At 66.7% G+C, this 24,315-nt stretch carries 20 protein-coding genes and 2 tRNA genes; 5 read left to right on the top strand and 17 right to left on the bottom strand.

Annotated elements, in window-relative coordinates:
- Positions 1 to 112 precede the first annotated feature (112 nt).
- From putA to lon, 6 genes are all read right to left on the bottom strand, one after another.
- The gene (putA, locus tag ACEQZY_RS13280) at positions 113 to 4,003 is read right to left on the bottom strand and encodes a trifunctional transcriptional regulator/proline dehydrogenase/L-glutamate gamma-semialdehyde dehydrogenase (RefSeq protein WP_370155086.1); all 3,891 of its coding nucleotides are present in this window, start codon (positions 4,001 to 4,003) and stop codon (positions 113 to 115) included.
- 176 nt (positions 4,004 to 4,179) lie between these two features.
- A tRNA-Val gene (locus ACEQZY_RS13275) sits at positions 4,180 to 4,254 on the bottom strand.
- 69 nt (positions 4,255 to 4,323) lie between these two features.
- Positions 4,324 to 4,980, bottom strand: a complete 657-nt coding sequence (locus ACEQZY_RS13270; RefSeq protein ID WP_341704349.1) for a hemolysin III family protein — start codon at positions 4,978 to 4,980, stop codon at positions 4,324 to 4,326.
- Between the two features lie 90 nt (positions 4,981 to 5,070).
- Positions 5,071 to 5,586: a PAS domain-containing protein gene (locus ACEQZY_RS13265; protein WP_341704348.1), complete on the bottom strand. Its 516-nt coding sequence runs from the start codon at positions 5,584 to 5,586 to the stop codon at positions 5,071 to 5,073.
- Positions 5,587 to 5,738: 152 nt separating this feature from the next.
- Positions 5,739 to 6,011 carry an HU family DNA-binding protein gene (locus ACEQZY_RS13260; protein ID WP_341704347.1) on the bottom strand — a complete coding sequence of 91 codons (273 nt, stop codon included), beginning with the start codon at positions 6,009 to 6,011 and terminating at the stop codon, positions 5,739 to 5,741.
- Positions 6,012 to 6,048: 37 nt separating this feature from the next.
- Positions 6,049 to 8,463: an endopeptidase La gene (lon, locus tag ACEQZY_RS13255; protein ID WP_370155081.1), complete on the bottom strand. Its 2,415-nt coding sequence runs from the start codon at positions 8,461 to 8,463 to the stop codon at positions 6,049 to 6,051.
- 97 nt (positions 8,464 to 8,560) lie between these two features.
- On the opposite strand from lon, the gene ACEQZY_RS13250 reads away from it, so the two are divergent.
- Positions 8,561 to 8,932, top strand: coding sequence for an antibiotic biosynthesis monooxygenase family protein (locus ACEQZY_RS13250; protein ID WP_341704346.1), 372 nt, complete (start codon positions 8,561 to 8,563; stop codon positions 8,930 to 8,932).
- Positions 8,933 to 9,013: 81 nt separating this feature from the next.
- Here the strand turns inward: ACEQZY_RS13250 and clpX are convergent, their stop codons facing one another.
- The 5 genes from clpX to ACEQZY_RS13225 form a co-directional block, all read right to left on the bottom strand.
- Entirely contained in the window at positions 9,014 to 10,276 is a 1,263-nt protein-coding gene (gene clpX / locus ACEQZY_RS13245; RefSeq protein WP_341704345.1) for an ATP-dependent Clp protease ATP-binding subunit ClpX, read from the bottom strand.
- Positions 10,277 to 10,515: 239 nt separating this feature from the next.
- Positions 10,516 to 11,142 carry an ATP-dependent Clp endopeptidase proteolytic subunit ClpP gene (gene clpP, locus ACEQZY_RS13240; protein ID WP_341704351.1) on the bottom strand — a complete coding sequence of 209 codons (627 nt, stop codon included), beginning with the start codon at positions 11,140 to 11,142 and terminating at the stop codon, positions 10,516 to 10,518.
- Positions 11,143 to 11,313: 171 nt separating this feature from the next.
- Entirely contained in the window at positions 11,314 to 12,639 is a 1,326-nt protein-coding gene (gene tig / locus ACEQZY_RS13235) for a trigger factor (protein WP_341704344.1), read from the bottom strand.
- 82 nt (positions 12,640 to 12,721) lie between these two features.
- A tRNA-Leu gene (locus ACEQZY_RS13230) sits at positions 12,722 to 12,806 on the bottom strand.
- 177 nt (positions 12,807 to 12,983) lie between these two features.
- Positions 12,984 to 13,706: a glycosyltransferase gene (locus ACEQZY_RS13225; protein WP_370155078.1), complete on the bottom strand. Its 723-nt coding sequence runs from the start codon at positions 13,704 to 13,706 to the stop codon at positions 12,984 to 12,986.
- 185 nt (positions 13,707 to 13,891) lie between these two features.
- On the opposite strand from ACEQZY_RS13225, the gene ACEQZY_RS13220 reads away from it, so the two are divergent.
- Together ACEQZY_RS13220 and ACEQZY_RS13215 are read left to right on the top strand one after the other, a co-directional pair.
- Complete coding sequence (locus tag ACEQZY_RS13220; protein WP_341704342.1) at positions 13,892 to 14,149, top strand: helix-turn-helix transcriptional regulator; 258 nt, start codon at positions 13,892 to 13,894, stop codon at positions 14,147 to 14,149.
- Between the two features lie 10 nt (positions 14,150 to 14,159).
- Positions 14,160 to 15,869 carry a SulP family inorganic anion transporter gene (locus ACEQZY_RS13215; protein WP_370155075.1) on the top strand — a complete coding sequence of 570 codons (1,710 nt, stop codon included), beginning with the start codon at positions 14,160 to 14,162 and terminating at the stop codon, positions 15,867 to 15,869.
- Here the strand turns inward: ACEQZY_RS13215 and ACEQZY_RS13210 are convergent.
- The 4 genes from ACEQZY_RS13210 to ACEQZY_RS13195 are packed head-to-tail and all read right to left on the bottom strand — an operon-like array spanning position 15,838 to position 20,929.
- A complete protein-coding gene (locus ACEQZY_RS13210; RefSeq protein ID WP_370155073.1) occupies positions 15,838 to 17,313 on the bottom strand; it encodes an NAD(P)H-hydrate dehydratase in 1,476 nt (491 codons plus the stop codon). The genes ACEQZY_RS13215 and ACEQZY_RS13210 overlap by 32 nt on opposite strands.
- A gap of 4 nt (positions 17,314 to 17,317) precedes the next feature.
- Entirely contained in the window at positions 17,318 to 18,718 is a 1,401-nt protein-coding gene (locus tag ACEQZY_RS13205; protein ID WP_370155071.1) for an amidase, read from the bottom strand.
- 35 nt (positions 18,719 to 18,753) lie between these two features.
- On the bottom strand, positions 18,754 to 20,145 hold the full coding sequence (locus ACEQZY_RS13200) for a cytochrome P450 (protein ID WP_370155068.1): 1,392 nt from the start codon (positions 20,143 to 20,145) through the stop codon (positions 18,754 to 18,756).
- 13 nt (positions 20,146 to 20,158) lie between these two features.
- A complete protein-coding gene (locus ACEQZY_RS13195; RefSeq protein ID WP_370155066.1) occupies positions 20,159 to 20,929 on the bottom strand; it encodes an SDR family oxidoreductase in 771 nt (256 codons plus the stop codon).
- Between the two features lie 104 nt (positions 20,930 to 21,033).
- Between ACEQZY_RS13195 and ACEQZY_RS13190 the strand changes: the two genes are divergently transcribed.
- The gene (locus tag ACEQZY_RS13190) at positions 21,034 to 22,089 is read left to right on the top strand and encodes an alcohol dehydrogenase (RefSeq protein WP_370155064.1); all 1,056 of its coding nucleotides are present in this window, start codon (positions 21,034 to 21,036) and stop codon (positions 22,087 to 22,089) included.
- A 3-nt stretch (positions 22,090 to 22,092) separates the two neighbouring features.
- Here ACEQZY_RS13190 and ACEQZY_RS13185 read toward each other — a convergent pair whose 3' ends face one another.
- Together ACEQZY_RS13185 and ACEQZY_RS13180 are read right to left on the bottom strand one after the other, a co-directional pair.
- Positions 22,093 to 22,539: a VOC family protein gene (locus tag ACEQZY_RS13185; RefSeq protein WP_341703244.1), complete on the bottom strand. Its 447-nt coding sequence runs from the start codon at positions 22,537 to 22,539 to the stop codon at positions 22,093 to 22,095.
- A 37-nt stretch (positions 22,540 to 22,576) separates the two neighbouring features.
- Positions 22,577 to 23,671 carry an FIST C-terminal domain-containing protein gene (locus tag ACEQZY_RS13180; protein ID WP_341703245.1) on the bottom strand — a complete coding sequence of 365 codons (1,095 nt, stop codon included), beginning with the start codon at positions 23,669 to 23,671 and terminating at the stop codon, positions 22,577 to 22,579.
- A gap of 102 nt (positions 23,672 to 23,773) precedes the next feature.
- Between ACEQZY_RS13180 and ACEQZY_RS13175 the strand changes: the two genes are divergently transcribed.
- The gene (locus ACEQZY_RS13175) at positions 23,774 to 24,226 is read left to right on the top strand and encodes a DUF2147 domain-containing protein (RefSeq protein WP_341703246.1); all 453 of its coding nucleotides are present in this window, start codon (positions 23,774 to 23,776) and stop codon (positions 24,224 to 24,226) included.
- Positions 24,227 to 24,315: the final 89 nt, after the last annotated feature.

Here is a 24,315-nt window from a genome sequence, read left to right as displayed (position 1 = left end):
GCGACTGTAAGCCTGCCCCGGATTCCCACGCCCCACCTGCTGGTTGTTATGGCCGTTTGCGTTTCCTCTTTGCCTTTTGTGCCATAAATCGCGCAGGGCGCCAACTGCGCGGCTAGCCGATATTCATCAGGCTGGCATTGCCGCCGGCTGCCGCGGTGTTGGTGCTGACGCTGCGTTCCGAGACCAGCCATTCCAGCGGATAGTCTTCCTCCCCCGCCTCCAGGCCGCCCGGACTGGCCCCGAAAACCGGCACGATCCTGCCCTCGGCTGCCGCCAGCTGGCCGGCCAGTTCCAGCAGCGCATCGCCATCGCCCTCGAACAGCACGGCTGCGGCCTCCGCGGCCGCTCCGGCGACACGGATATGCGGCTGCAGGACAGCCGGCAGGGCATCCAGCCGGCAGGGCAAAAGCGCGTCGCCATCGAGCAGCGCCTCATTGCCGGCGGCCAGGGCGGCACCGATCTGCAGCAGCAGTCCGGTCTGCGTCTGCGCGATGCAGCGCACCGGTCCGCGCGGACCGATGGCATACAGGTTCCGCTCGCCGGCCGGCCCCGGCAGTTCGGCAGTCATGCCACGGGGGCTGCGCTGCAGATAGGCACGACAGCGCGCGGCAATGGCATCATGGCCCTGTCCTTCCAGCCAGGCGATATAGGCGGTCGCCACAGGCTCTCCGGCGCCGATGCCCGTACGGGCCTCTCCAGGAAGCTCAAGGTCCGGCGGACAGGATGCCAGCAGACGCCGCAGGTAGAGCGGCCCGCCTGCCTTCGGTCCGGTGCCCGACAGGCCGTGGCCGCCGAAAGGCTGCACGCCCACCACGGCCCCGATCACGTTGCGGTTGACATAGATGTTGCCGGCCGAAATCCGCCGGGTGACTTCGGCAATCGTTTCATCGATGCGGCTGTGTACGCCGAAGGTGAGACCGTAGCCGGCCGCATTGATCTCTTCGACCAGCGCCCCGAGCCCGGTCCGTGAAAACCGGAGGATGTGCAGGACCGGGCCGAATATCTCGCGCCCGACATCAGCGAACCGCCCGACCTCGATCAGGGTCGGCGCCACGAAAGTCCCACGGCCTGTCTCCGGCGGCAGGTCCAGCTGCTCGACACGGAAGCCTTTCTCCTGCATCGCCGCGACATGGGCCTGGATCATGCGTTTCGCTTCGGCCGTGATCACCGGACCGATATCGACCGACAGCCGGTCGGGCGAACCGACCGACAATTCCCGCATGGCTCCCTTCAGCATTGCCAGCACGCGGTCGGCGACATCCGCCTGCAGGCACAGCACGCGCAAGGCCGAACAGCGCTGGCCAGCCGAGTCGAATGCCGATGCGATCACATCTGCCACCACCTGTTCGGGCAGGGCCGAGGAATCGACGATCATCGCGTTGAGGCCGCCGGTTTCGGCCACCAGCGGGATCGACCGCCCTCCGGGCGTGAGCCGGCCGGCAAGCCGGCGCTGGATCAGGCGGGCCACCGCCGTCGATCCTGTGAACAGCACGCCGCAGATACGTGCGTCGGCCACCAGCGCGGCACCGGTTTCCCCATCCCCCGGCAGCAGCTGGACGGCGCCGGGCGGGATACCGGCCTCGTGCAGGATTCGCACGGCCTGCGCGGCGATCAGCGGCGTCTCTTCCGCTGGCTTGGCCAGCACCACGTTGCCGGCCGCCAGTGCCGCAGCCACCTGGCCGGTGAAGATCGCCAGCGGAAAATTCCATGGACTGATGCAGGCGACGGGCCCGAGCGGCCGATGCGTGTCGTTGGAAAAACCTGCCGCCACCGCGCCGGCATAGTAGCGCAGGAAATCCACGGCCTCGCGCACTTCAGCAATCGCATTGGGCAGCGACTTTCCGGCCTCACGCACGATCAGGCCGAGCAGTCGCGGCATGCGGTCCTCCAGCAGATCGGCCGCACGCTGCAGGCAGGCCGCACGCTCCGCCGGCGGAGTTGCCTGCCAGATCGGGGCCTGGGCCACGGCCAGATCGACGGCCCTGCCCACCATCGCCGCATCGGCCGGCACCACATCGCCGACAATGTCGTCGTGCCGCGCCGGATTGCGGATCGGCAGTGCCGGACCCTCCGCCACGCCGTCGGCCAGCAGCGGGGCCGCCGAGAATGTCGTTTCGCCGGCCGTCAGCAGGGCGGCCGACAGCGAGGCCAGACGCTGCTCGTTCGAGAGGTCGAAACCGGCGGAATTCGGTCGGCCCCCGAGAATATCGCGTGGCAGGGCGATCTTCGGGTGCGGTGCCCCCAACGGCTGGATTGCCCGCGCCAGTTCGACCGGATCGGCCACCAGATCCTCCGGCGGCACATCCGGATCGGCAATCCGGTTGACGAAGGACGTATTGGCGCCGTTTTCCAGCAGACGCCGGACCAGATAGGCCAGCAGGGTCTCGTGGCTGCCGACCGGGGCGTAGATGCGGCAGGGCCGGTTCAGGTTCCCGCGGCCGACCACCTCTTCGTAGAGCGGTTCGCCCATGCCATGCAGGCACTGGAATTCGTACTGGCCGGCATAATAGTTGCCGCCGGCCATGGTATAGATGCTGGCTAGGGTCTGCGCGTTGTGGGTGGCGAATTGCGGATAGACCGCGTCCGGTGCCGCCAGCAGCTTGCGGGCGCAGGCCAGATACGACACGTCGGTATGCAGCTTGCGGGTGAAGACCGGGAATCCTTCCAGCCCGTCGACCTGGGCGCGCTTGATCTCGCTGTCCCAGTAGGCGCCCTTGACCAGGCGGATCATCAGGCGATGGCCGCTGCGCCGGGCCAGGTCGAGAAGCCAGTCGATCACGAAGGGGGCGCGCTTCTGGTAGGCCTGCACCACGAAACCGATGCCGTTCCAGCCGGCCAGGTCCGGATCGAAGCAGAGCGCTTCCAGCAGGTCGAGCGAGATTTCCAGCCGGTCGGCTTCCTCGGCATCGATATTGAGGCCGATATCATACTGCCGCGCCAGCAGGGTCAGGGCCTTCAGCCGCGGCAGCAATTCGCCCTGCACCCGTTCCAGGTTCGCCCGCGAATAACGCGGATGCAGGGCCGAGAGTTTCACGGAAATGCCCGGCCCCTCATAGATCCCGCGCCTTGCCGCCGCCTTGCCGATGGCGTGTATCGCCTGCTCGTATTCGCCGTAATACCGCGCGGCATCCGCAGCGGTGACCGCAGCCTCGCCCAGCATGTCGTAGGAATAGCGGAACCCCATCGCCTCGAAGCGGCGGCTGTTGGCCAGGGCCTCGGCGATGGTCTGTCCGGTGACGAACTGCTCCCCCATCATCCGCATGGCGATGTCGACGCCCCGGCGGATCAGCGGCTCGCCGCCTTTCGCGATCAGGCGGGTCAGCGCCGTGGACAGTCCGGCACCACTGCTGGTCGCCGCCAGCCGGCCGGTCACCAGCAGGCCCCAGGTGGCCGCATTGACGAACAGCGACGGGCTGTGGCCCAGATGCGCTTCCCAGTCGCCATGGCCGATCTTGTCGCGGATCAGGGCATCGCGGGTGGCGCGGTCGGGAATGCGCAGCAGGGCTTCGGCCAGGCACATCAGCGCCACGCCTTCCTGGCTGGACAGGGAATATTCATGGATCAGGCCTTCGACGCCGCCGCTCTGGCCCCTGGCCCGCAGCCGGCCGACCAGATCGAGGGCCAGCCGCCTGGCTTCCACCGCCTGCGCCGCCGGCAGCGCCGCCTGGGCCAGCAGCAGCGGCAGGCATTCCGGCTCCGGCCGGCGATAGGCCGCGGTGATCCTGGCCCGCAGCACGCTCTGCGGCTGGACACCCAGTGCGAAATCGAGAAAGGGGGCGGGCGGCCGGACAGGTTCCGGCAGCGGATTGGCCACACCGGCCGGGTCGCCGCGGCCCTCGTCCCCGGCGCCGGTAATATCCTCGCCGCGCTCGACCCGCTCCAGGATCGAAAAGATGCCCTGCTTGACCAGCCAGTGCGGGGTGCGTCCGAGCCGCTCGGCAGCAACCTTCAGCCGCCCCCGCAAGTCGTCGTCGATCTTCACGCCGATGGTAGTGGTGGCCATGGAATCCCTGCCCCGGGCTGCTGCCTCTGACAGCGGTGATACCCGGTTGCGCCAAAAGGCGCAACCCTATTCCCATAAAAGGCGCAACCCGTAGGATCACAACCGGCCGGCGCAGGCGCGCGGACCCGCCGGCGCTTCCGCGCAAGCAGGGCTAACTGACTGACCGGATGAGGGAATGGTGGGCGGTGAGAGGGTCGAACTCCCGACATCCTCGGTGTAAACGAGGCGCTCTACCACTGAGCTAACCGCCCGCGGCCGCATGCAGCGGCGAACCGGGGCTCTATAGCAGCCGCGCCCCTGCCGGGCAAGCCGGGCCGGCTTCAGGCAACCAGCGCCACGTCCAGCAGGATGGCACTGAAATGGCAGGCCGCGGCGGCCAGCACGAAGACATGCCAGATGGCGGTCTGGAAGGGCAGCCGCTCCCACAGATGGAAGATCACTCCGAGGCTGTAGAGCCCGCCGCCGGTCAGCAGCAGCACCAGCGCCGACAGCGATGCCCCCTCCAGCAGCGGATTGAAGGCGACCAGAATGGTCCAGCCGAGCAGCAGATAGACCGCCACCGACAGCCGTTCGAACCGGCCGGGCAGAAGCAGCTTCAGGGCTGCGCCGGCCAGCGCCACGCCCCAGACGAACAGGAATACGCCAAGGCCCCAGCCGCCACCGATCACGATCAGTGCGAAAGGCGAATAGGTGCCGGCGATCATCAGGAAGATCGCCGCATGGTCGAATCGTCGCAGCACCGCCTTCCAGCGGCCAGGGCCGGCCATGTTGTACCAGGCCGAGCAGCCCAGCATGGCCAGCAGGCCGAAACCGTACAGGCCGAGGCTGGTCAGACGCAGGCCATCCGCTTCCGGAATCGCGAAGATGGCGATGGCGATACAGGCGGCCAGACCGAAAGCGAGCCCGATGCCATGCACCACCGCATCGGCGATCCACTCGGCACGCCGCAGGACAGATTCAGGGCCGATTGGCGTCATGGCTTGCTCCGCATGTTTCCAGACCATCACGATCTGCCATGACGGCGTGGCCAAAACATGACAGCCACAGCCATGGGCCGTATATCCGCGTCAGTCCCGATGCTCGGAGGGGAAGCTGGCGCCCATCAGCCAGACCGCATGGCCATCGCGGGCCAGCACCGGCAGTGACATGGTTTCGAGGCTGCCGCTGAAATCCCCGGTGCGGAAACGGCCGGTCAGGAATAGCGGCCGCCCGCTCTGCGCCACCCGGTTGGACAGGCGGATGCAGAGCTCGGCCTCCTCGGGATCGAAATGCTGCGAGAAGGGCACATTGGTCACATCCTGGCCGAACAGCCAGGTGATCCGCGACCCCAGCAGGCGGTAGCGCCAGTCGCGACCGCCATCCAGAGGTTCGATCACGAAGCAATTGCCGAGGATACCGAGGCCGCCCAGGCGTTCGAAGCTGAAAAGATCGCGGGCCGGCAGCCCGTCGGCCGGCTTCAGGTCGAGCCAGAGCCGGTGCAGCGCGATGGCGCCTGCATGTACGGGCGCGGCGATCTCGACCAGCAGGTCACCCCCGGCCGGCTCGAGAACGGCCCGTGCGAACTGATCGAAACCGGACCCCATCTGCCTGTATCCCCGCCTGTCCGTGCGAACCGGATCAGATCATATTACGGTGCCCTGCGACACAAATATGACACCTGCGGCTGCCCGGCACCGGAAAACAGAGCGGCCGGCAGGAAATCTGCCGGCCGCCTGCATTCCGATACAGTTGCGGGTCAGCTGACGGCTTCCTTGAGCGTCTTGCCGGCCCGGAATTTCGGCTGTTTGGTCGGCGGCAGGTCGATGCGCTCGCCGGTGCGCGGATTGCGCCCCGGGCTGGCCGCACGGGTGCCGACAAAGAAACTGCCGAACCCAACGATGCGCACCTCGTCGCCGCGCCGCAGAGCCTCGGTGATCAGGCCGAAGACCGCCTCGACGGCACGCTCCGCCTGTTCCTTGCTGAGGCCGGTGGTATCGCGCACCTCGGCCATAAGGTCCTGTTTGTTCACGCCGCCATCCTCCGGAAAGCTGATCCGGTTGCCGTTATCAGTGTTTGACCACGCCTTCGCGGTCGGTTTCGCCCTCAGGCTCGACCACCGCCGGCTTTGTCAGATCGTCGACGTCATTCCACTCGATCGGGCTCAGTTCCGCCGTGAGGGCATGCTTGAGCACTTCCTCGCAGGTCGAGACCGGAATGATCTTCAGCCCCTTCTTCACATTGTCCGGGATCTCGACGAGATCCTTCTCGTTGTCCTTCGGGATCAGCACGGTCTTGATGCCGCCGCGATGGGCGGCCAGCAGCTTCTCCTTCAGGCCGCCGATCGGCAGCACGCGGCCACGCAGCGTGACCTCGCCGGTCATCGCCACATCCTTGCGCACCGGCACGCCGGTCAGCACCGACACGATCGAGGTGACCATGGCCACACCAGCCGAGGGGCCGTCCTTCGGCGTCGCCCCCTCGGGCACGTGGATATGGATGTCGCGCCGGTCGAACAGCGGCGGCTTGACGCCGAAGGCGACCGCGCGGCTGCGCACATAGGATCGTGCCGCCTGTACGGATTCCTGCATCACCTCGCCGAGCTTGCCGGTGATGGTCATGCGGCCCTTGCCCGGCAGCATCACCGCCTCGATCGACAGCAGTTCGCCGCCAACCTCGGTCCAGGCAAGGCCCGTGGTGGTGCCGACCAGGTCTTCCATCTCGGCTTCGCCGTAACGGAAGCGTCGCACGCCGGCATACTTGTCGAGATTCTTCGGCGTCACCTTGATCGACTTGACGCCCTTCGACAGGATTTCCTTCACCGCCTTGCGGGCCAGGTTGGCCAGTTCGCGCTCCAGCGAGCGCACGCCGGCCTCGCGGGTGTAATAGCGGACCAGATCGCGCAGGCCGTCGTCGGTGATCGACCACTCACCCTTCTTCAGACCGGCCGCCTTGATCTGCTTGTCGAGCAGGTGGCGCTTGCAGATTTCGATCTTCTCGTCCTCGGTGTAACCCGGGATGCGGATGATCTCCATGCGATCGAGCAGCGGCTGCGGCATGCGCAGGCTGTTCGCCGTGCAGATGAACATCACGTCCGACAGGTCGTAATCGACTTCGAGGTAATGATCGCTGAAGGTGCTGTTCTGCTCGGGGTCGAGCACTTCCAGCAGTGCCGAGGACGGATCGCCGCGGAAGTCCTGGCCCATCTTGTCGATCTCGTCGAGCAGGAAAAGCGGGTTGTTGGTCTTCGCCTTCTTCATCGACTGGACGACCTTACCGGGCATCGAGCCGATATAGGTGCGGCGATGACCGCGGATCTCGGCCTCGTCGCGCACGCCGCCCAGCGACACGCGCACGAAGTTGCGGCCGGTCGAGCGGGCAATCGACTTGCCGAGCGAGGTCTTGCCGACGCCGGGCGGGCCGACCAGGCACAGGATCGGCCCCTTCAGCTTGCCGGAGCGCTGCTGCACGGCGAGATATTCAAGGATGCGCTCCTTGACCTTCTCCAGACCGTAATGGTCGTCGTTCAGCACCTTCTCGGCGTTCCTGATATCCTTCTTGACCTTGCTGCGCTTGCCCCACGGAATCGACAGCATCCAGTCGAGATAGTTGCGGATGACCGTCGCCTCCGCCGACATCGGGCTCATCGAGCGCAGCTTCTTGACCTCGGCCAGCGCCTTCTCGCGCGCTTCCTTCGACAGCTTGGTCTTCTTGATGCGCAGTTCGATCTCGGCCACCTCGTCGCGGCCGTCCTCGCCCTCGCCCAGCTCCTTCTGGATCGCCTTGAGCTGTTCGTTGAGGTAATATTCGCGCTGGGTCTTCTCCATCTGGCGCTTCACGCGCGAGCGAATCTTCTTCTCGACCTGCAGCACGCCGATCTCGCCTTCCATCAGGGCGTAGACGCGCTCCAGCCGCTCGACCACCGAGGCGATCTCCAGCAGTTCCTGCTTGTCGCTGATCTTGATGGTCAGATGCGAGGCAACGGTATCCGCCAGCTTGGAGGGGTCGTCGATCTGGTTCAGCGAGACCAGCACCTCGGGCGGGATCTTCCGGTTCAGCTTCACATACTGCTCGAACTGGTTGATCACCGAGCGGGACAGCGCCTCCATCTCGCGCGCTTCGCCGGCATCCTCGTCGACCATCTCGGCCTGAACCTGGAAGAAATCCTGGTTCTCGACGAACTTGACGATCTTCGCACGCTGGCTGCCCTCGACCAGCACCTTGACGGTGCCATCGGGCAGGCGCAGCAGCTGCAGCACCGAGGCAACGGTGCCAACGGCGTGGATGTCATCAGGCTCCGGATTGTCCTGCCCGGCATTCTTCTGGGCGACCAGCAGGATCTGCTTGTCGTCCTTCATGACATCCTCGAGCGCCCGCACCGATTTCTCGCGGCCGACAAACAGCGGCACGATCATGTGCGGAAAGACGACGATGTCCCGCAGCGGCAGGACGGGGAAAGTCTGGGCACGGGGGGATGTGAACATGGCACTTTATCCTGGATGGGGCGCCGGAACCTGACATCAGCATTCCTTTGCCGCCTGATGCAATTAAGATGGGAATTCCGGGAAGGTCCGTCAAGGCATGCCCGGGCAACGCAAGGGCAACATCATGGGGCAAACCGAGTCGCAACCGGAGTCGCCGGGAAATATCACAGAGGCCGCGGGCATCCTGGAAATCGCCCTGCTCGACATCCGGCCGGGGCAGACCGCCAGGTTCACGCGAGCCATGGCCGAGGCGCTGCCGCTGATCCGCCGCCAGCCGGGCTGCCACGGCGCCAGCCTGCGGCCCTGTCTGGAAAACCCCCGGCGCTACCTGCTGCAGGTGTATTGGGCCAGATTAACCGATCATGATCCGGGTTTCCGCCAGTCGGCCGACTATCGCCGCTGGCGCGCATTACTGCACGGATTCTACGAGCCTTTTCCCACCGTCGAGCATTACGGGCCGCCCCTTTGAGCCGGGGCAGACCGCCGCTCTGGAAATCGCAGGAAATGTGACCGCCGTAACAGTGACGGCCGCAACAGCGACGTCAGGCCCTCAGGCGCTGACATCCTCCTGCTTGCGGTCGGCGTAGATATGCAGCGGCTTGGCCCGGCCCTCGACCACATCGGGCGAAATCACCACCTCCTCGACGCCGTTCATGTTCGGCAGATCGAACATCGGGTCGAGCAGGATGCTCTCCAGGATCGAGCGCAGGCCGCGGGCACCGGTCTTGCGGGCAATCGCCTTGCGGGCCACCGCGAAAACCGCCTCCTCCGAGAAGGTCAGCTTGACGTCTTCCATCTCGAACAGGCGCTGGTACTGCTTGATCAGGGCATTCTTCGGCTTGGTCAGGATGTCGACCAGCGCCGCCTCGTCCAGGTCATGCAGCGTCGCGATCACCGGCAGACGGCCGATGAATTCCGGGATCAGGCCGAATTTCAGCAGGTCATCCGGCTCGACCTCCGCCAGAATCTCGCCCGAGCGACGCTCGTCCGGGCCGCGCACATTGGCACCGAAGCCGATCGAGGTACCCTTGCCACGGCCGGCGATGATCTTCTCCAGCCCGGCAAAGGCGCCGCCGCAGATGAACAGGATGTTGGTGGTATCGACCTGCAGGAATTCCTGCTGCGGATGCTTGCGGCCGCCCTGCGGCGGCACGCTCGCCACCGTGCCTTCCATAATCTTCAGCAGAGCCTGCTGGACGCCCTCGCCCGACACGTCGCGGGTGATCGACGGGTTGTCGGACTTGCGGCTGATCTTGTCGACCTCGTCGATATAGACGATGCCGCGCTGCGCACGCTCGACATTGTAGTCGGCCGACTGCAGCAGCTTGAGAATGATGTTTTCGACATCCTCGCCCACGTAACCGGCTTCGGTCAGCGTGGTGGCGTCGGCCATCGTGAAAGGCACTTCGAGGATGCGGGCCAGCGTCTGTGCCAGCAAGGTCTTGCCGCAGCCGGTCGGGCCGATCAGCAGAATGTTGGACTTGGCGAGCTCGACCTCGTTGTTCTTGCCGCCCTGGCCGATGCGCTTGTAATGGTTGTGCACCGCTACCGACAGCACCTTCTTGGCGTGCTGCTGGCCGATCACGTAATCATCGAGAACCCGGCAGATTTCCTGCGGGGTCGGCACGCCGTCGCGGGTCTTCACCAGCGCCGATTTGTGCTCCTCGCGGATGATGTCCATACAAAGCTCGACGCACTCGTCGCAGATGAACACCGTCGGACCGGCGATCAGCTTGCGCACCTCGTGCTGGCTCTTGCCGCAGAACGAGCAGTACAGGGTATTCTTGGAGTCACCGCCACTCAGTTTGGTCATGCCTACTCCACTCAGCGGGCCGGCGCCGGGCGCCGCCAGCCCTGTTCCATCGAATCGTCATCATAAGGAAGCCCCGCCCCCGGCACAACGGACATGGGGCCGCAGGCGGTCACAACCGGATGACCCGCCACCCAGATATGGCGCCCCGCCGCCGGGGCAAGCCGCCATATCCCACAAGAGCTTACAGGCGCCGGAGGCCGCTGCGCCGCGATGCGGGCCGCGGCACAAGCCGGCCCGGATCAGGACTTGGCGGCCTCAGCCTGCTCCGGCCGCTTGAAGACCACTTCGTCGACCAGGCCGAAGGTCTTCGCCTCTTCGGGGGTCATGAAACGATCCCGTTCCATCGCCGTTTCGATCGCGGCAATATCCTGCCCGGTATGCTTGGCATAGATCGCGTTCAGCCGGCTGCGGAGGTCAAGAATCTCCTTGGCGTGGATCTCGATATCCGCCGCCTGGCCCTGGAAGCCGCCGGAGGGCTGGTGGATCATCACCCGGGCATTCGGCAACACATAGCGCATGCCCTTCTCGCCGGCGGTCAGCAGCAGCGAGCCCATCGAGGCCGCCTGGCCGATGCACAGGGTGGCGATCTTCGGCTTGATGTACTGCATGGTGTCGTAGATCGCCAGGCCGGAGGTGACGATGCCCCCCGGGCTGTTGATGTAGACGGCGATCTCCTTGTTCGGATTCTCGGCTTCCAGGAACAGCAGCTGGGCCGTGGCCAGCGCCGCCACGGCATCGTTGATCGGGCCGACCAGGAAGATGATGCGTTCCTTCAGCAGCCGGGAATAGATGTCATAGGCACGCTCCCCCCGGTTGGTCTGCTCGACCACCATGGGAACCAGCATGTTCATGTAGGTATCGACCATCTTGTCCATGACGCGCGCCTTCGGATTGCGAATTGCGGAATTGCCTTAATGTGGCGCAGCCGGGCCGTTCCGGCAATGGCCGGGGGGCCGCGGCAGGGCCGGAAAGCGAAAACGCCGGGCAATGCCCGGCGTTCCGTGACAGCGGACTGCAGTCCGCCGAATCAGCCGGGATCAGGAGGCGACGGCCTCCGCCTCCTTCTGCAGCTCTTCCTTGGTCACCGGTTTCTCGGTGACGTCGGCCATCTCGATGATGAAATCCACCACCTTGTCCTCGAAGATCGGCGCGCGCAGGCTCTGGGCAGCTTCCGGGTTCTTCTGAAAATACTCCATCACCTGGCGCTCCTGGCCGGGGAAACGGCGGGCCTGCTCGATCATCGCGCGGGTGATCTCGTCGGGCTTGACCTCGATGTTGTTGATCCGGCCGACTTCCGACAGCAGCAGGCCGAGGCGGATGCGGCGCTCGGCAATGCCCCGGTATTCCGCCTTCAGCTCGTCCTCGGACTTGCCCTCTTCCTTCAGTTCGGCGGCAAGCCGGTCCGCATCGGCGGCAATCTCGCCCCAGATCTGGCCGAATTCCATCTCGACCATCCCCTCGGGAACCGGGAAGCTGTGCTGGTCGGCCAGCTGGTCCAGCAGGCCGCGTTTCAGCTTCAGGCGGGCCATACCCTTGTACTCCTGACCGAGGTCCTTCTTGATGTTGTCCTTCAGCTCCTGCAGCGAGGCGAGACCGAAGCGCTTGGCGAACTCGTCATCCAGCGTGACGGCAGTGCCGCCGCGGACTTCCTTCATGGTGCAGGCGAATTCGGCGGCCTTGCCGGCCAGGTCGGTATTGCCGTAGGCCTCCGGGAAGGTCACCTTCACGGTGACCGCGTCGCCGGCCTTGGCGCCGATCAGCTGGTCCTCGAAGCCCGGGATGAAGCTGTTCGAGCCCAGTACCAGAGGATAATCGTCCGCCGCGCCGCCTTCGAATTTCACGCCATCGACGCTGCCGACGAAGTCGATCACCACCTGGTCGCCCTTCTCGGCAGCGCGCTCGACCTTCTCGTAGGTCTTCTGCTGCTCGGAGAGACGGGTCATGAATTCGTCGACCTCGGCATCGCCCGGCTCGACCACCAGACGCTCCAGCTTGATCTGCTTGAAGTCGCCGGGAACGATTTCCGGCAGCACCTCGAGGGCGATGGTACACTCGAAATCCTTGCCCTCGTCGAAGCTGACGATGTCGACCTTCGGCTGCATGGCCGGCCGCAGCTTGTTGTCGTCGATGGCTTTCTGCAGGGCGGTGTTGACCTGCTCTTCCATCACCTCGCCCAGCAGCGCCTTGCCATACTGCTTCTTGATGAGGGCCGCCGGCGCCTTGCCCGGACGGAAGCCCGGCATGTTGACGCGCTCGCGCAGGCCTTCGAGCTTCTCGTTGACCGTGCTTTCCAGCGCGGCGGCGGCGATCACCACCTTGTATTCGCGCTTCAGGCCCGACGCGCTGACTTCCGTGATCTGCATGACGAAAACACCTGTCCCTTGAGTAAATTCCGTGCCGCCATCCGCCCTTGCGGAGGCGCCGGCGCGATCCGCCTGGCCAAACTGGTGCGGGCGGAGGGACTTGAACCCACACGCCTTGCGGCACAGGAACCTAAATCCTGCGTGTCTGCCAGTTCCACCACGCCCGCGGCCAACAGCAACCACGCCGGCCGGTGGGCCTGCGTGAGCGGGCTTTCATACAAATATCGGCCTGCGGTGGCAAGCATTGCCGGGCCGCGGATGGCCCGGTTCGCGGGCGATTTCCGGACGGATGGGCGGCCGCGGGGATAAGCCCGCGAGATTGTTATATTATTGCGCCGACAGCCCTAGCTGGACTTGGCCACGGGCCGGGCCATCCGCTGGTCGCAGTGGAGCATCATCTCGCGCTCGGCCCGCCATTCCCCGCTATAGGCGCAATCCCGGTAATCGTCATAGAACGGCCCGCCCAGGGTGTAATGCACGATCGACACGTCCTTCACCGGTACCGACGGGTCGTAATCGGCCAGGTGGTTCCAGCGATGCGGAAGCTCTCCGATCAGGCCGTCATCGCCCAGCCATTTGAACTGGTGCAGCTCCAGCCCGGTGGCGCTGTTCACGTAATCCGGGGTCAGCGCCGTGCATCGGGCGCAGTTGAACAGCATCACGCTGGACCAGTTCTTCTTCTCGTATTTGGTCTGCACCCGGTCGAGGAATTTCACATCCTCCTTCGGCACATGGTCATGCTTGACCACCTGCACGGCATAGCGGTCGTCGCGCAGGTCCCACAGCCTGGCGATGTCGTCGAGGACCAGCATGTCGTCGTCCATGAAGATCGCCCAGTCCGTAAAACCGGCCAGATAGGGGGTCAGGAAGCGCGAGAAGGAAAAGTCGGTCGACTGCAGCTCGTGGCGCGGCCGGGTATAGATTCCCTCCAGCTGGTTCAGGGCCAGATGGGTGATCGCCACCGGGCGCGAGGCACGGCGGTTGATGCTGAGGGCGGCCACGCTGGAGGCCACCGGCGCGGACCGGCTGTAGCCGATAAAGACCCGGATCATCTGAGCTTCTCTCATGTTGCTGCTCCTGACCTAACAGTAGAGCAGCTACCGGAAAGTTAAGGCCGCGGCTTTGACCAGGCGCAAGGGGCGCGCGCATGGGGTTCGCTGCTCAGCCTATCCATATTGATGTTTTTTATATCATATTGACTATATAATAATACCATGTGAAAGTTAAGAATATCAGGAGAGATAGCCAGACCATGATCACCGGTCCCCAGATGCGCGCCGCCCGCGCCCTGCTCGGCATCGACCAGCGCCGCCTGGCCGAACTGGCCGGCCTGTCGCTGCCCACCATCCAGCGCATGGAGGCCGGTGCCGGCGTGGTGCGCGGCAATGTCGATTCCCTGATGAAGCTGGTTGCGGCCCTGGACGGGGCCGGCATCGAGCTGCTGGGGGACGCGGTCCCCAGCACCGGCGGCGGGCGCGGCGTGCGCCTGAAAACGCCGGCGGCCGGCTGAGGCGCGCGGAATGAACGCCGCCAGCCGCCAGCCCGGTTTCGCGGAACTGTTCACACCCAAGCTGGTCACCGTGCTGCGCGAAGGCTACGGCCTGGCCGCGCTGCGTGCTGATGCGCTGGCCGGCCTGACCGTCGCCATCGTCGCTATCCCGCTGTCGATGGCCATTGCCATCGCCTCGGGCACCACCCCGGACCGTGGCCTTTACACCGCCATCGTCGGCGGCTTCCTGATCTCGGCACTGGGCGGCAGCCGCTTCCAGATCGGCGGGCCGGCCGGCGCCTTCATCGTGCTGGTCGCCGCCACGGTATCAAAGCACGGCATCGACGGCCTGCTGCTGGCAACCCTGATGGCCGGTGGCATCCTGCTGCTGGCCGGCTTCCTCCGGCTCGGCACCTATATCAAGTTCATCCCCTACCCGGTCACGGTCGGCTTCACCGCCGGCATCGCGGTGATCATCTTCGCCAGCCAGATTCGGGATCTTCTGGGGCTGACACTGGCGGGCTCCGAGCCCGGCCCGCTGCTGCCGAAACTGACCGCACTCGGCCACGCCCTGCCAACCGCCAGCCCGGCCGCCATCGCCGTTGCCGTGCTGACCATTGCCGTCATCCTCGGGCTGAAACGCTGGCGGCCGCACTGGCCTGGGCTGCTGATCGCGGTGGCGCTGGCCTCCGTCGCTGCCGCCCTGTCCGGCCTGCCGGTGGAGACCATCGGTACGAAATTCGGCGGCATCCCGCGCAGCCTGCCGCTGCCGTCGCTGCCGCCGGTTTCGATTGAGCGTATCGTCACGCTGCTGCCGGATGCCGCCGCCTTCGCTCTGCTCGGCGCCATTGAATCGCTGCTGTCCGCCATTGTTGCCGACGGCATGACCGGCCGCCGCCATCGTTCCAACTGCGAACTGGTCGCCCAGGGCGCCGGCAACATCGCCGCGGCCCTGTTCGGCGGCATCTGCGTCACCGGCACCATCGCCCGCACCGCCACCAATGTGCGGGCCGGCGCCCATGGCCCGGTTTCCGGCATGCTGCATGCGGTCTTCGTGCTGCTGTTCATGCTGGTGGCGGCGCCGCTGGCCAGCTACATCCCGCTGGCGGCGCTGGCCGGGGTGCTGGCCGTGGTGGCCTGGAACATGGCCGAACGGCATGCCTTTGCCACCCTGCTGCGATCGTCCTGGGGCGATGCGGCCGTGCTGCTGACCACTTTCCTGCTGACCATCTTCCGCGACCTCACCGAAGGGATTCTGGTCGGCTTCGGCCTCGGTACCCTGCTGTTCCTCAACCGCATGGCGCAGGCCACCACCATCGACAGCCACCGGCCGGTGATGCCGGTTGACAAGGCCGACGATGCCAATGGCGACCGCGAACGCTACGACCCGGCGCTGGCGGCCGACCGCGACCTGCTGGTCTACCGCATCTCGGGGGCCTTCTTCTTCGGCGCCGCTTCCACCGTGGGCGCCGTGCTCGACCGCATCGCCGACCGGCCGAAAACCTTCATCCTCGATTTCGCCGCCGTACCCTTCCTCGACTCAACCGCGGCCAACACCATCGAGGGTGTCGCCCGCAAGGCGGAACGCAACGGCACGATCCTGATCCTGACCGGGACCACGCCGCCAGTACGGCAGATGCTGGAAACCCATGGCCTGCGCCATCCGCGCGTGCGCTTCGATGCCAGCGTCGAGGCCGCACTCGCCGGCCTCAGCCCCGCAGTTCCGCCAGCGGTTTCCTGACGGCACCGGGCAGGTCGTCGGCGATCAGCCCCGGCCCGGCCGCCTGCCCGGCTGCGCCATGCAGCCAGACGGCGGCACAGGCCGCCTCGAAAGCCGGCATGCCCTCTGCCTGACCGCCCGGCGCAAGAAGCCCGGCGCAGAAGCCTGCCAGCACATCGCCGGTGCCGGCCGTGGCCAGATCGGCCGGTGCATTCGTGTTGATCGCCGCGCGACCATCGGGCGCGGCAATCACGGTATCGGCGCCTTTCAGCACGACCACCGCCCGGCTGCGCGCCGCCGCCGCCCGTGCGCGCTGCAGCTTTCCCCCGGCGGCAAGATCGGGGAACAGGCGCGCAAATTCACCATCATGCGGCGTCAGGATCGCCGGGCCTTTCACGGCGGCGAACAAAGCCGCCGGATGATCCGCGAATACCGTCAGCGCATCGGCATCCAGCACCACCCCACGCCGGGTTGTCAGCGCATCCAGCACAGCCTGCCGCGTGGCACGGCCAGCGCCGTTGCCCGGACCCAGCAGCAGCACGTTGCGGCGCGGATCGGCAATGGCACGCCGCCAGTCCGGAATGCCCGCACAGGCCTGCCGCATCAGCGCATCGGGCCCGCCGCCCTGCCGCAGGGCTTCCGCCGGCTGCGCCAGCGTCACCAGTCCGGCACCGATGCGCAGGGCGGCATGGCCGGCCAGCCGCGCGGCGCCGGCCAGCGCGCCGCCGCGCACCAGCACGTGGCCGCGGGCATATTTGTGACCATCCGCCTGCGGGTGCGGAAGCCGGCGGCGCCACAGGGCCGGATCGTTCTGCCATTGCCGCGGCGCGATCCCGGCCAGCACCGCATCGGGAATCCCGATATCAGCCACATGCAGCGCGCCGCAATGCAGCCGGCCGGGCAGCAGCAGATGGCCGGGCTTCGGCCGGAAGAATGTCACGCTGCGCTCGGCCCGGATCGCCGCGCCGCGCGGCTGGCCGTCGTCGCCATGGATGCCGCTCGGCAGATCGACCGCCACCACCGGCCGGCCGGTGGCATTCACCGCGTCCACCAGCATCTTCGCCGCACCGGCCAGCGGTTTGCCGAGGCCGGCCCCGAACAGGGCATCGACGATCACGGCGGCTGCAGCCGGTTTTGCCATATCGGCGGGCAGCACGGCGCCGGTCCAGCGCGCAGCCATGGCGGCCGCATCGCCTTTCAGCGCAGCACGGTCGCCCAGCAGAGCCAGCGACACGGCGCGCCCCGCACCAGCCAGCAGCCGCGCCGCAACGAAGCCATCGCCGCCATTGTTGCCCGGCCCGCACAGCACCAGCACCGGTCCCTGTGGATGAAACCGCTGCACCACGCGCGCCACCGCCGCCCCCGCCGCCTCCATCAGGTCGAGGCCCGCCACGCCGCCGGCGATGGCGCGGCGGTCGGCCTCGGCCATCTCGGCGACGGTCAGCAGGGCGGCGTGGTCGCTCATGGCATCACAGGGCCGGCCGCCGCCTGTGCCAGTCGGTGGCCGCCTCATAAGCCGCCGCCGCCCGCAGCACCAGGTCGTCGCGATGCATGGGCCCGACCAGCTGCAGGCCGATCGGCAGGCCGGATTGCGAGAAGCCGCAGGGCACCGACATGGCCGGCTGCTGGGTCAGGTTGAACGGGTAGCTGAACGGCGTCCATGCCGTCCAGTAGGCATCGCCCATGTTCTCCGGCGCCAGCCTGCCGGCCGTGAATGCCAGCACGGCAAGGCTCGGGGTCAGCAGCAGGTCATACGTCTCATGGAAGCGCTTCATGCGTACGCCCAGCGCACCGCGCGCGTTGGCGGCCTGCAGATACTGCTGCAGCGTGATGGCGGCGCCGCGCTCGAAAGTCTGTACCAGTCCCGGATCGACCAGCCTGAACTGCTCGGGTGTCAGCGCCATCAGCGCGTTGTAGGCACCGGCGAACCAGTGGGTGTGGAACACGTCGACCGGATCGTCGAAGCCCGGATCGACCCGTTCGACCACCGCGCCGAGATCGGCAAAGAGTTTTGCCGCGACATCGACCACGGCGGCGATCTCCGGATCGACCTTTGCATAACCCAGCGTCGGACTGTAGGCGATCTTCAGCCCCTTCACCCCGGCCGGCAGCGCGGCGGCATAGTCGGTGTCGGCATAGGGCAGCGCGAACCAGTCGCGCGCATCCGGCTTCGCCATCTCGCGCAGCATCAGGGCAGCATCGCGCACCGTGCGGGTCATCGGGCCGAGATGCGCCACGGTTCCGAAGGGACTGAGCGGTGCCGCCGGCACCCGGCCGAAACTCGGCTTCAGGCCGGGAATGCCGGTGAAGCCGGCCGGAATGCGGATCGAGCCGCCGCCATCGGTGCCGACGGCGAACTGGCCGAGGCCAGCCGCCACCTGCGCAGAGGCCCCGCCGGACGAGCCGCCCGGCGTGGTATCGAGATTCCACGGGTTGCGGGTGATGCCGGTCAGCGGCGAATCCGTCACGCCTTTCCAGCCCATTTCCGGCGAGGTGGTCTTGCCGAGGATGACGCAGCCGGCCTCGCGCAGCCGCGCGGTCACCGGCGCATCCTCGGTCCAGCTCTGGTTCGGATCGACCGTCTTCGAGCCGCGCAGGGTTGGCCAGCCTCTGGTGAGGATGATGTCCTTGATCGAGGCCGGCACACCGTCGACCGGGCCGAGCGGCTTGCCCGCCTGCCAGCGGGCCTCCGAGGCTTGGGCGTCGCGCAGCGCGGACTCTTCGTCGACCAGGCAATAGGCGTTGACCTTCGGGTTGACGGCGGCGATGCGGGTCAGCAGTGCCTGCGTCACCTCCACCGGCGACAGGCTGCGGCCGCGATAGGCATCGACCAGATCGGCCGCGGAAGCAAAGCAGAGATCGTCACTCATCGAAGCCTTCTCTTTTCTTTTCCCGGGGAGGGAATTCAGGCCGCGCGCGGTGCCACCAGCATCGGCACGCCGGGCATCGGGCGCAGGGTGATCTTGCCCACCGGCCGCACCACGGCGCCCGGCAGCATGCGGGCCGCGATCCGCTGGGCCAGTGTCGCCAGGATCAGCACCGCCTCGATCATGGCAAAGCCCTGGCCGATGCAGATGCGCGGGCCGGCGCCGAACGGCAGGTACGTATAGCGACGGCGCTGGGCGGTGCGTTCGGGCGCAAAATTCTCCGGATCGAACACATCCGGCCGCGTCCAGTACAGCCGGTGACGATGCATCAGCCACGGCGAGACGATCACATTGGCGCCGGCCGGAATTTCCAGATCGCCGAAGCGGTCGGCGGCAACTGCCTGCCGTGCCGTGGTATGGGCCGGCGGATAGAGGCGCATCGCCTCTTCCACCACCATCCGCGTATAGGCCAGTTTTTCATAATCGCCATATTCCGCCGGACGCCCGCCCAGCACGGCATCCAGTTCGGCCTGCAGCTTCGCTTCCACTGCCGGGTCATGGGCCAGCAGATACCAGGTCCAGGCCAGCGCGGTGGCGGTGGTCTCGTGCCCGGCGAGGAAGAAAGTCGCCATCTGGTCGCGCACTTCCGTGTCGGACATGGCGCCGCCGCCTTCCTCGTCGACTGCCGCCAGCAGCAGCCCGAGCAGATCCCCGCCCAGTTCGCCGCCGGCCGCCGCCCGGTCGCGCCGGCGGCGGATCAGGTCGCGGATGATTGCATCCATGTCGGCCATCGCGGCGCGCCCCTCGCGGGCCGAGGGACGCGGCACCCAGCGCGGCAGGCCCAGCAGATCCGGAATATTCGGCCGCACCGTCACCTGGTAGCGGTCCATCGCCCGGCCGACCGCCGAAACATCGGTCGCCGCATCGGCACCGAACATGGTGCGGGCGATGATCTCCAGCGTCACCAGCATCATCTGTTCGGCCATGTCGACGCTCTGCCCCGCCGGCAGAACCGCCAGGCGCTCCGCCAGCGCGGCGCTGCTGTCGGTCATGATGGCGGCGAAACCGGACAGCCGGCGCGGCTGGAAGATCGGCGCCATCATGCGGCGCTGGCGTTTCCAGTCGGTGCCTTCGCTGGTCAGCAGGCCGTTGCCGAGGCCGGGCTCCAGCATTCTCTTGCCGACCGGGTCGCGCGTGTAATTGGCGGCATTGTCGAGCATGACATGGCGGATCAGTTCGGGGTGGTTGGCCACCACGAATGTCTTGAAGCCGAGCCGGTAGGCAATGATGTCGCGCTCGTAGGATTCCCGCGTCCAGGTGCCGATGGCGTTTTCACGCAGGGTGCGCAGCAATGTGACCAGCGGCAGCCGGCCGTCATGCCGTTCCGGATAGGCAGGAATAAAGCCGGGTTCCGCTGCCGCCGCATCCATCGCAGACACTCCGTCAGAAGGTGGTGGTCATGCCGCCATCCACCGTCAGCAGATGGCCGTTCACATAGGATGCCGCCGGCGAGGCAAGAAACAGTGCCGCACCGGCCAGTTCCTCGGGCCGGCCCCAGCGCCGCAGCGGCGTGCGTTCGTTGACGAAGCGGACGAAATCCGGGTTCTTCATCAGTTCGGCATTGATCTCGGTCTCGAAATAGCCCGGGGCGATGGCGTTGCAGGTGACGCCCGAGGGGCCCAGCTCGGCGGCCAGCGATTTGGTCAGGCCGAGGATGCCATGCTTGGCCGCGGTATAGGCCGGAATGCTGGCCCGCCCCTTGACCGAAAGAACCGAGCCGACATTGACGATGCGGCCGAACCCGCGCGTCACCATGCCCGGCGCCGCCGCCCGCGACAGGGCGAAAGCCGCCGTCAGGTCCACATCCAGCACCTGCCGCCAGTCATCCAGCGTGAAGGCGTCGAGGGGCTTGCGGATATTGACGCCGGCATTGTTGATCAGGATGTCGAGGCGGCCATGGGTCTTCTCGATCGCCGCGATGGCCGCCTCGCCGGCCGGCGCATCGGCCACGTCGAAGGCGGCGGTCTCGACCAGGCCATGGGGCCGCACCGTTTCCGCCGCCGCCTGCAGGGTTTCCTGATGGCGGCCGTTGATCACCACCAGCGCGCCGGCCTCGGCAAACAGTTTCGCGATCTCGACCCCGAAACCGCGCGACGCGCCGGTGACCAGCGCCACGCGGCCGGTCAGGTCGAACAATTGCTGCAGCATACCCATGACTGTACCTCCGCGGCGAGTTTAGCGGCTCCGGCGCTGGACACCAGCCTGCCGGCCTCTTTACCATTGCAGGAACAGAGAAAAATCACCGGAGGATGACCGCCATGCTGCGCTGCTACCAGGTCGCCGAATTCGGCCAGCCGCTGGTCGCCGCCGACAAGCCGCTGCCCGTGCCCGAAGGCCGCGAAGTGCTGGTGAAGGTGGCACATTGCGGCGTCTGCCACAGCGACCTGCATATCTGGGAAGGATTCTTCGATCTCGGCGGCGGCAAACGCGTGGTGGCGGCCAGCAACGGCGCCCTGCTGCCGCTGACGCCGGGGCACGAGATCGTGGGTGTCGTTGCGGCAACCGGCCCGGAAGCCCGGGCCGCAAAGACCGGCCAGCGCCGGCTGGTCTTCCCGTGGATCGGCTGCGGCACCTGCCCGCCCTGCCGTGACGGCAACGAGCATCTCTGCGGCGGCGCCCAGAAATCCATCGGCATCTTTGCCGATGGCGGCTATGCCACGCATCTGCTGGTGCCTGACGAACGCTATCTGGTCGATATCGGCGACCTCGACCCGGCGCTGGCCTGCACCTATGCCTGCTCGGGGCTGACGGCCTATTCCGCCCTGAAGAAGATCGGACATCTGCAGGACGGCCATGACCTTCTGATTGTCGGCGCCGGCGGTGTCGGCCTGAATGCCGTGGCACTGGCAAAGGCGATGACCGGCGTCGCGCCGATCGTGGCCGATCTCGATCCGGCCAAGCGCGAGGCCGCCATGCAGCTAGGCGCAAGGGATGCCATCGATCCCCGCGCCGAGGGTGCGCAGAAGGCGCTGATGAAAGCCACCGGCGGCGTGATGGCGGCGGTGGATTTCGCCGGCACCGAAGCCAGCTTCGGCTTTGCCTATGGCAGCCTGCGCAAGGGTGGCCATCTGGTGTCGGTCGGCCTGCTGGGCGGTGTCGCCACCATTTCCATCGGCCTGCATGTGATGAAGGGCGTTCGTTTCAGCGGCTCGTATGTCGGCAGCCTGGCCGAACTGAAGGAGATGATCGCGCTGGCGCAGACTGCGGCACTGCCCGCCCTGCCGATCAGCCACCGGCCGCTGGCCGAAGCGACCGCGTCTCTCGCCGCCCTGAAGGCCGGCCAGGTGATCGGCCGGATCGTGCTGGACGCCTGAGCGTCAGACGGCCGGCCGCGTGCCGATATCCTGCGCCACCATGATCAGGTAACCGTCCGGGTCCTGGACGAAGATTTCGCGCTGGCCGGCTTCCTGCGGGCCGACGCGGCGCCAGACCTCGCGCGGGCCGGCATGCAATGCCCAGCCGGCCGCACGCAGGGGCACCTGTACGGCATCGAGATCGTCGACATAGATCTGGAACATCACGCCGCGGCCATAGGGCAGATCGAGCCGGCCGGTTTCCCAGCTGCCGTTGCGCCGGCACAGCATGATCTGGGCACCGTCCGGACGCTCCAGATAGGCAAAACCTTCTGCATCCCGGCTATAGGCGATGCGGAAGCCGAGCAGGCCACACCAGAATTCGAGGCTGCGGGCCGGGTCGCGAACCAGCAGCTCCGGCACCAGCCGGGCCCAGCCGCTGCGCGGTGGCGCACCATCGTGATCCGTCATGGCCGTCTCCTTCAGGAGAGACCATGCCTGTGAAGTGTTACAGGAACAGCGCGAGCACGCCGGTATACCCGTAGAGCCGCGACTGTGCGATCTCGCCGCCGCAATACATGCCGACCAGCGGCAGGTCCGGAAATACCGTCTGGATGCGGGCCAGCTCGCCCGGTTCCTGCACGAACTGGTCCTGGCAGCGTGCCATGCAGGAGAACCACAGGGCGCCGCGCGGCGTGGCATCGCCGCAGCGCCGCTTGAGATCGGCCAGCATGCGGTCCATGTCGCGACCGGCACTGTCGACATCGCGGCGGCAGAAGAACAGGCTGTCGCCCTCCTCCACCATGGCGCCGATGGCGATGCCTCCGGCCTGCGGATCGATGCCGGTGATGTTGCGCACCAGATAGTCCGGACGGTCGGTACCGCTGACCGGCAGGCCGATCATCAGGCCGCTGCCCAGCTTGCGCAAATCCTGCAGGGAATCGATGCCGAAACTGTCGCGCAGCACGTCATAAGCCGGACGGCCGTCCAGTTCGAGCAGCACATTGCCGTCCGCTGCCGTCACCTGGTGCATGGCGCCGACCTGGGCGCAACCCTGGGTCATGCCGGTCAGCACCGGCTGGCTTTCGCTGAAGATCACGCCGGACAGGCTGCTTTCGGCGGCCCGCCCGGCCCATTGCGGCCGGCCGCCGCGACCGGCAACCAGGCCACCCACCAGGTAGGCGCCGCAGGCTTCGGAAAAATCCTCGATCAGTTCCGGCAGTGCCGGAATCTGCGGATCGGCATGCACGACGCCGAACCAGCCCTGCGGCCGCTCGGCCGGGGAGCGGAACAGCATGGCGCTGTCTGCCGGCACCTCGCCAACCAGACAGGCCACCACGGGTTCGTCGCAGTATTCGGTATCGCCGGCGGCGATGCTGTAGCCGCAGGCGGCGATGATCATCTCGATGCCGGTGGCCGCCGACAGCCGCCGGGCGATCTTGGGCAGCCGGTCGGCCAGCCGGTCGCTGACATAGACAAAGCCGATATTGGCGCCATCCGACAGGGGCATCAGCTGCAGCAAACAGCCATCCACCGCCATCCGCCAGTCATCCGCCGCCCCGACACCAAGCCGGAATCGTGAACCTGCGGTCTGTTCGGACATGACGCATCTCCTGTGCTTCTGCTTCCGGCTGCGCTTCCATTCTGGAGTATAGTATTCTCGTCTCGTTGTCGAAGCCCGAAAAGGGTCCGGAAGGATCGGAAGATGCGACGTACCGCCCTGTCTGTGATGTTTGCCGCCCTGATGCTTGGGCCCGCCAACAATCTCCATGCCGCCGATGCCGCCTCTCCGCTCGGCCGCTGGACCACCATCGACGACGAGACCGGGCAGCCGCGCAGCATCGTCGAGATCTCCGCGGTGAACGGCGAATTGCAGGGCCGCGTGGTGGAAATTTTCTACCGCCCTGACGAGAAGCCCGACCCGGTATGCGAGAAATGCGAAGGCGACCGCAAGGACCGGCCGGTGATCGGCATGACCTTCCTCTGGGGCCTGAAACCGGACGGCGACGGCTGGGCCGACGGGCACATCCTCGATCCGAAAAACGGCAAGACCTACAATGCCAAGCTGGCCCTGCAGGAAGGCGGCCAGGCCCTGCGGGTGCGCGGCTTCCTCGGTACGCCGCTTTTCGGTCGCAGCCAGACCTGGCTGCGCCGGTAGGGGCCAATGCGGAAGGCGTCGCGGCCTGTTTTTTCGGCCGCCGCCGGATATTCCCTGACTGAAACCTGAGCAGCCCCGGCTCCGGCATT

The sequence above is a fragment of the Ferrovibrio sp. genome, assembly GCF_964218355.1.
Taxonomy (GTDB): Bacteria; Pseudomonadota; Alphaproteobacteria; order Ferrovibrionales; family Ferrovibrionaceae; genus Ferrovibrio.
This window is presented reverse-complemented; position numbering and strand designations above follow the sequence as displayed.

Coding starts and splice junctions, on each gene's coding strand:
- ACEQZY_RS13225 (WP_370155078.1), bottom strand. CDS start 13,706: ATGAGAGAAGCTCAGATGATCCGGGTCTTTATCGGCTACAGCCGGTCC.
- clpP (WP_341704351.1), bottom strand. CDS start 11,142: ATGGTCGATACCTACATGAACATGCTGGTTCCCATGGTGGTCGAGCAG.
- ACEQZY_RS13270 (WP_341704349.1), bottom strand. CDS start 4,980: ATGACGCCAATCGGCCCTGAATCTGTCCTGCGGCGTGCCGAGTGGATC.
- ACEQZY_RS13200 (WP_370155068.1), bottom strand. CDS start 20,145: ATGGATGCGGCGGCAGCGGAACCCGGCTTTATTCCTGCCTATCCGGAA.
- clpX (WP_341704345.1), bottom strand. CDS start 10,276: ATGACCAAACTGAGTGGCGGTGACTCCAAGAATACCCTGTACTGCTCG.
- tig (WP_341704344.1), bottom strand. CDS start 12,639: ATGCAGATCACGGAAGTCAGCGCGTCGGGCCTGAAGCGCGAATACAAG.
- ACEQZY_RS13185 (WP_341703244.1), bottom strand. CDS start 22,539: ATGACGGATCACGATGGTGCGCCACCGCGCAGCGGCTGGGCCCGGCTG.
- ACEQZY_RS13250 (WP_341704346.1), top strand. CDS start 8,561: ATGCCCGGGCAACGCAAGGGCAACATCATGGGGCAAACCGAGTCGCAA.
- lon (WP_370155081.1), bottom strand. CDS start 8,463: ATGTTCACATCCCCCCGTGCCCAGACTTTCCCCGTCCTGCCGCTGCGG.
- putA (WP_370155086.1), bottom strand. CDS start 4,003: ATGGCCACCACTACCATCGGCGTGAAGATCGACGACGACTTGCGGGGG.
- ACEQZY_RS13265 (WP_341704348.1), bottom strand. CDS start 5,586: ATGGGGTCCGGTTTCGATCAGTTCGCACGGGCCGTTCTCGAGCCGGCC.
- ACEQZY_RS13220 (WP_341704342.1), top strand. CDS start 13,892: ATGATCACCGGTCCCCAGATGCGCGCCGCCCGCGCCCTGCTCGGCATC.
- ACEQZY_RS13180 (WP_341703245.1), bottom strand. CDS start 23,671: ATGTCCGAACAGACCGCAGGTTCACGATTCCGGCTTGGTGTCGGGGCG.
- ACEQZY_RS13205 (WP_370155071.1), bottom strand. CDS start 18,718: ATGAGTGACGATCTCTGCTTTGCTTCCGCGGCCGATCTGGTCGATGCC.
- ACEQZY_RS13210 (WP_370155073.1), bottom strand. CDS start 17,313: ATGAGCGACCACGCCGCCCTGCTGACCGTCGCCGAGATGGCCGAGGCC.
- ACEQZY_RS13195 (WP_370155066.1), bottom strand. CDS start 20,929: ATGGGTATGCTGCAGCAATTGTTCGACCTGACCGGCCGCGTGGCGCTG.
- ACEQZY_RS13190 (WP_370155064.1), top strand. CDS start 21,034: ATGCTGCGCTGCTACCAGGTCGCCGAATTCGGCCAGCCGCTGGTCGCC.
- ACEQZY_RS13215 (WP_370155075.1), top strand. CDS start 14,160: ATGAACGCCGCCAGCCGCCAGCCCGGTTTCGCGGAACTGTTCACACCC.
- ACEQZY_RS13175 (WP_341703246.1), top strand. CDS start 23,774: ATGCGACGTACCGCCCTGTCTGTGATGTTTGCCGCCCTGATGCTTGGG.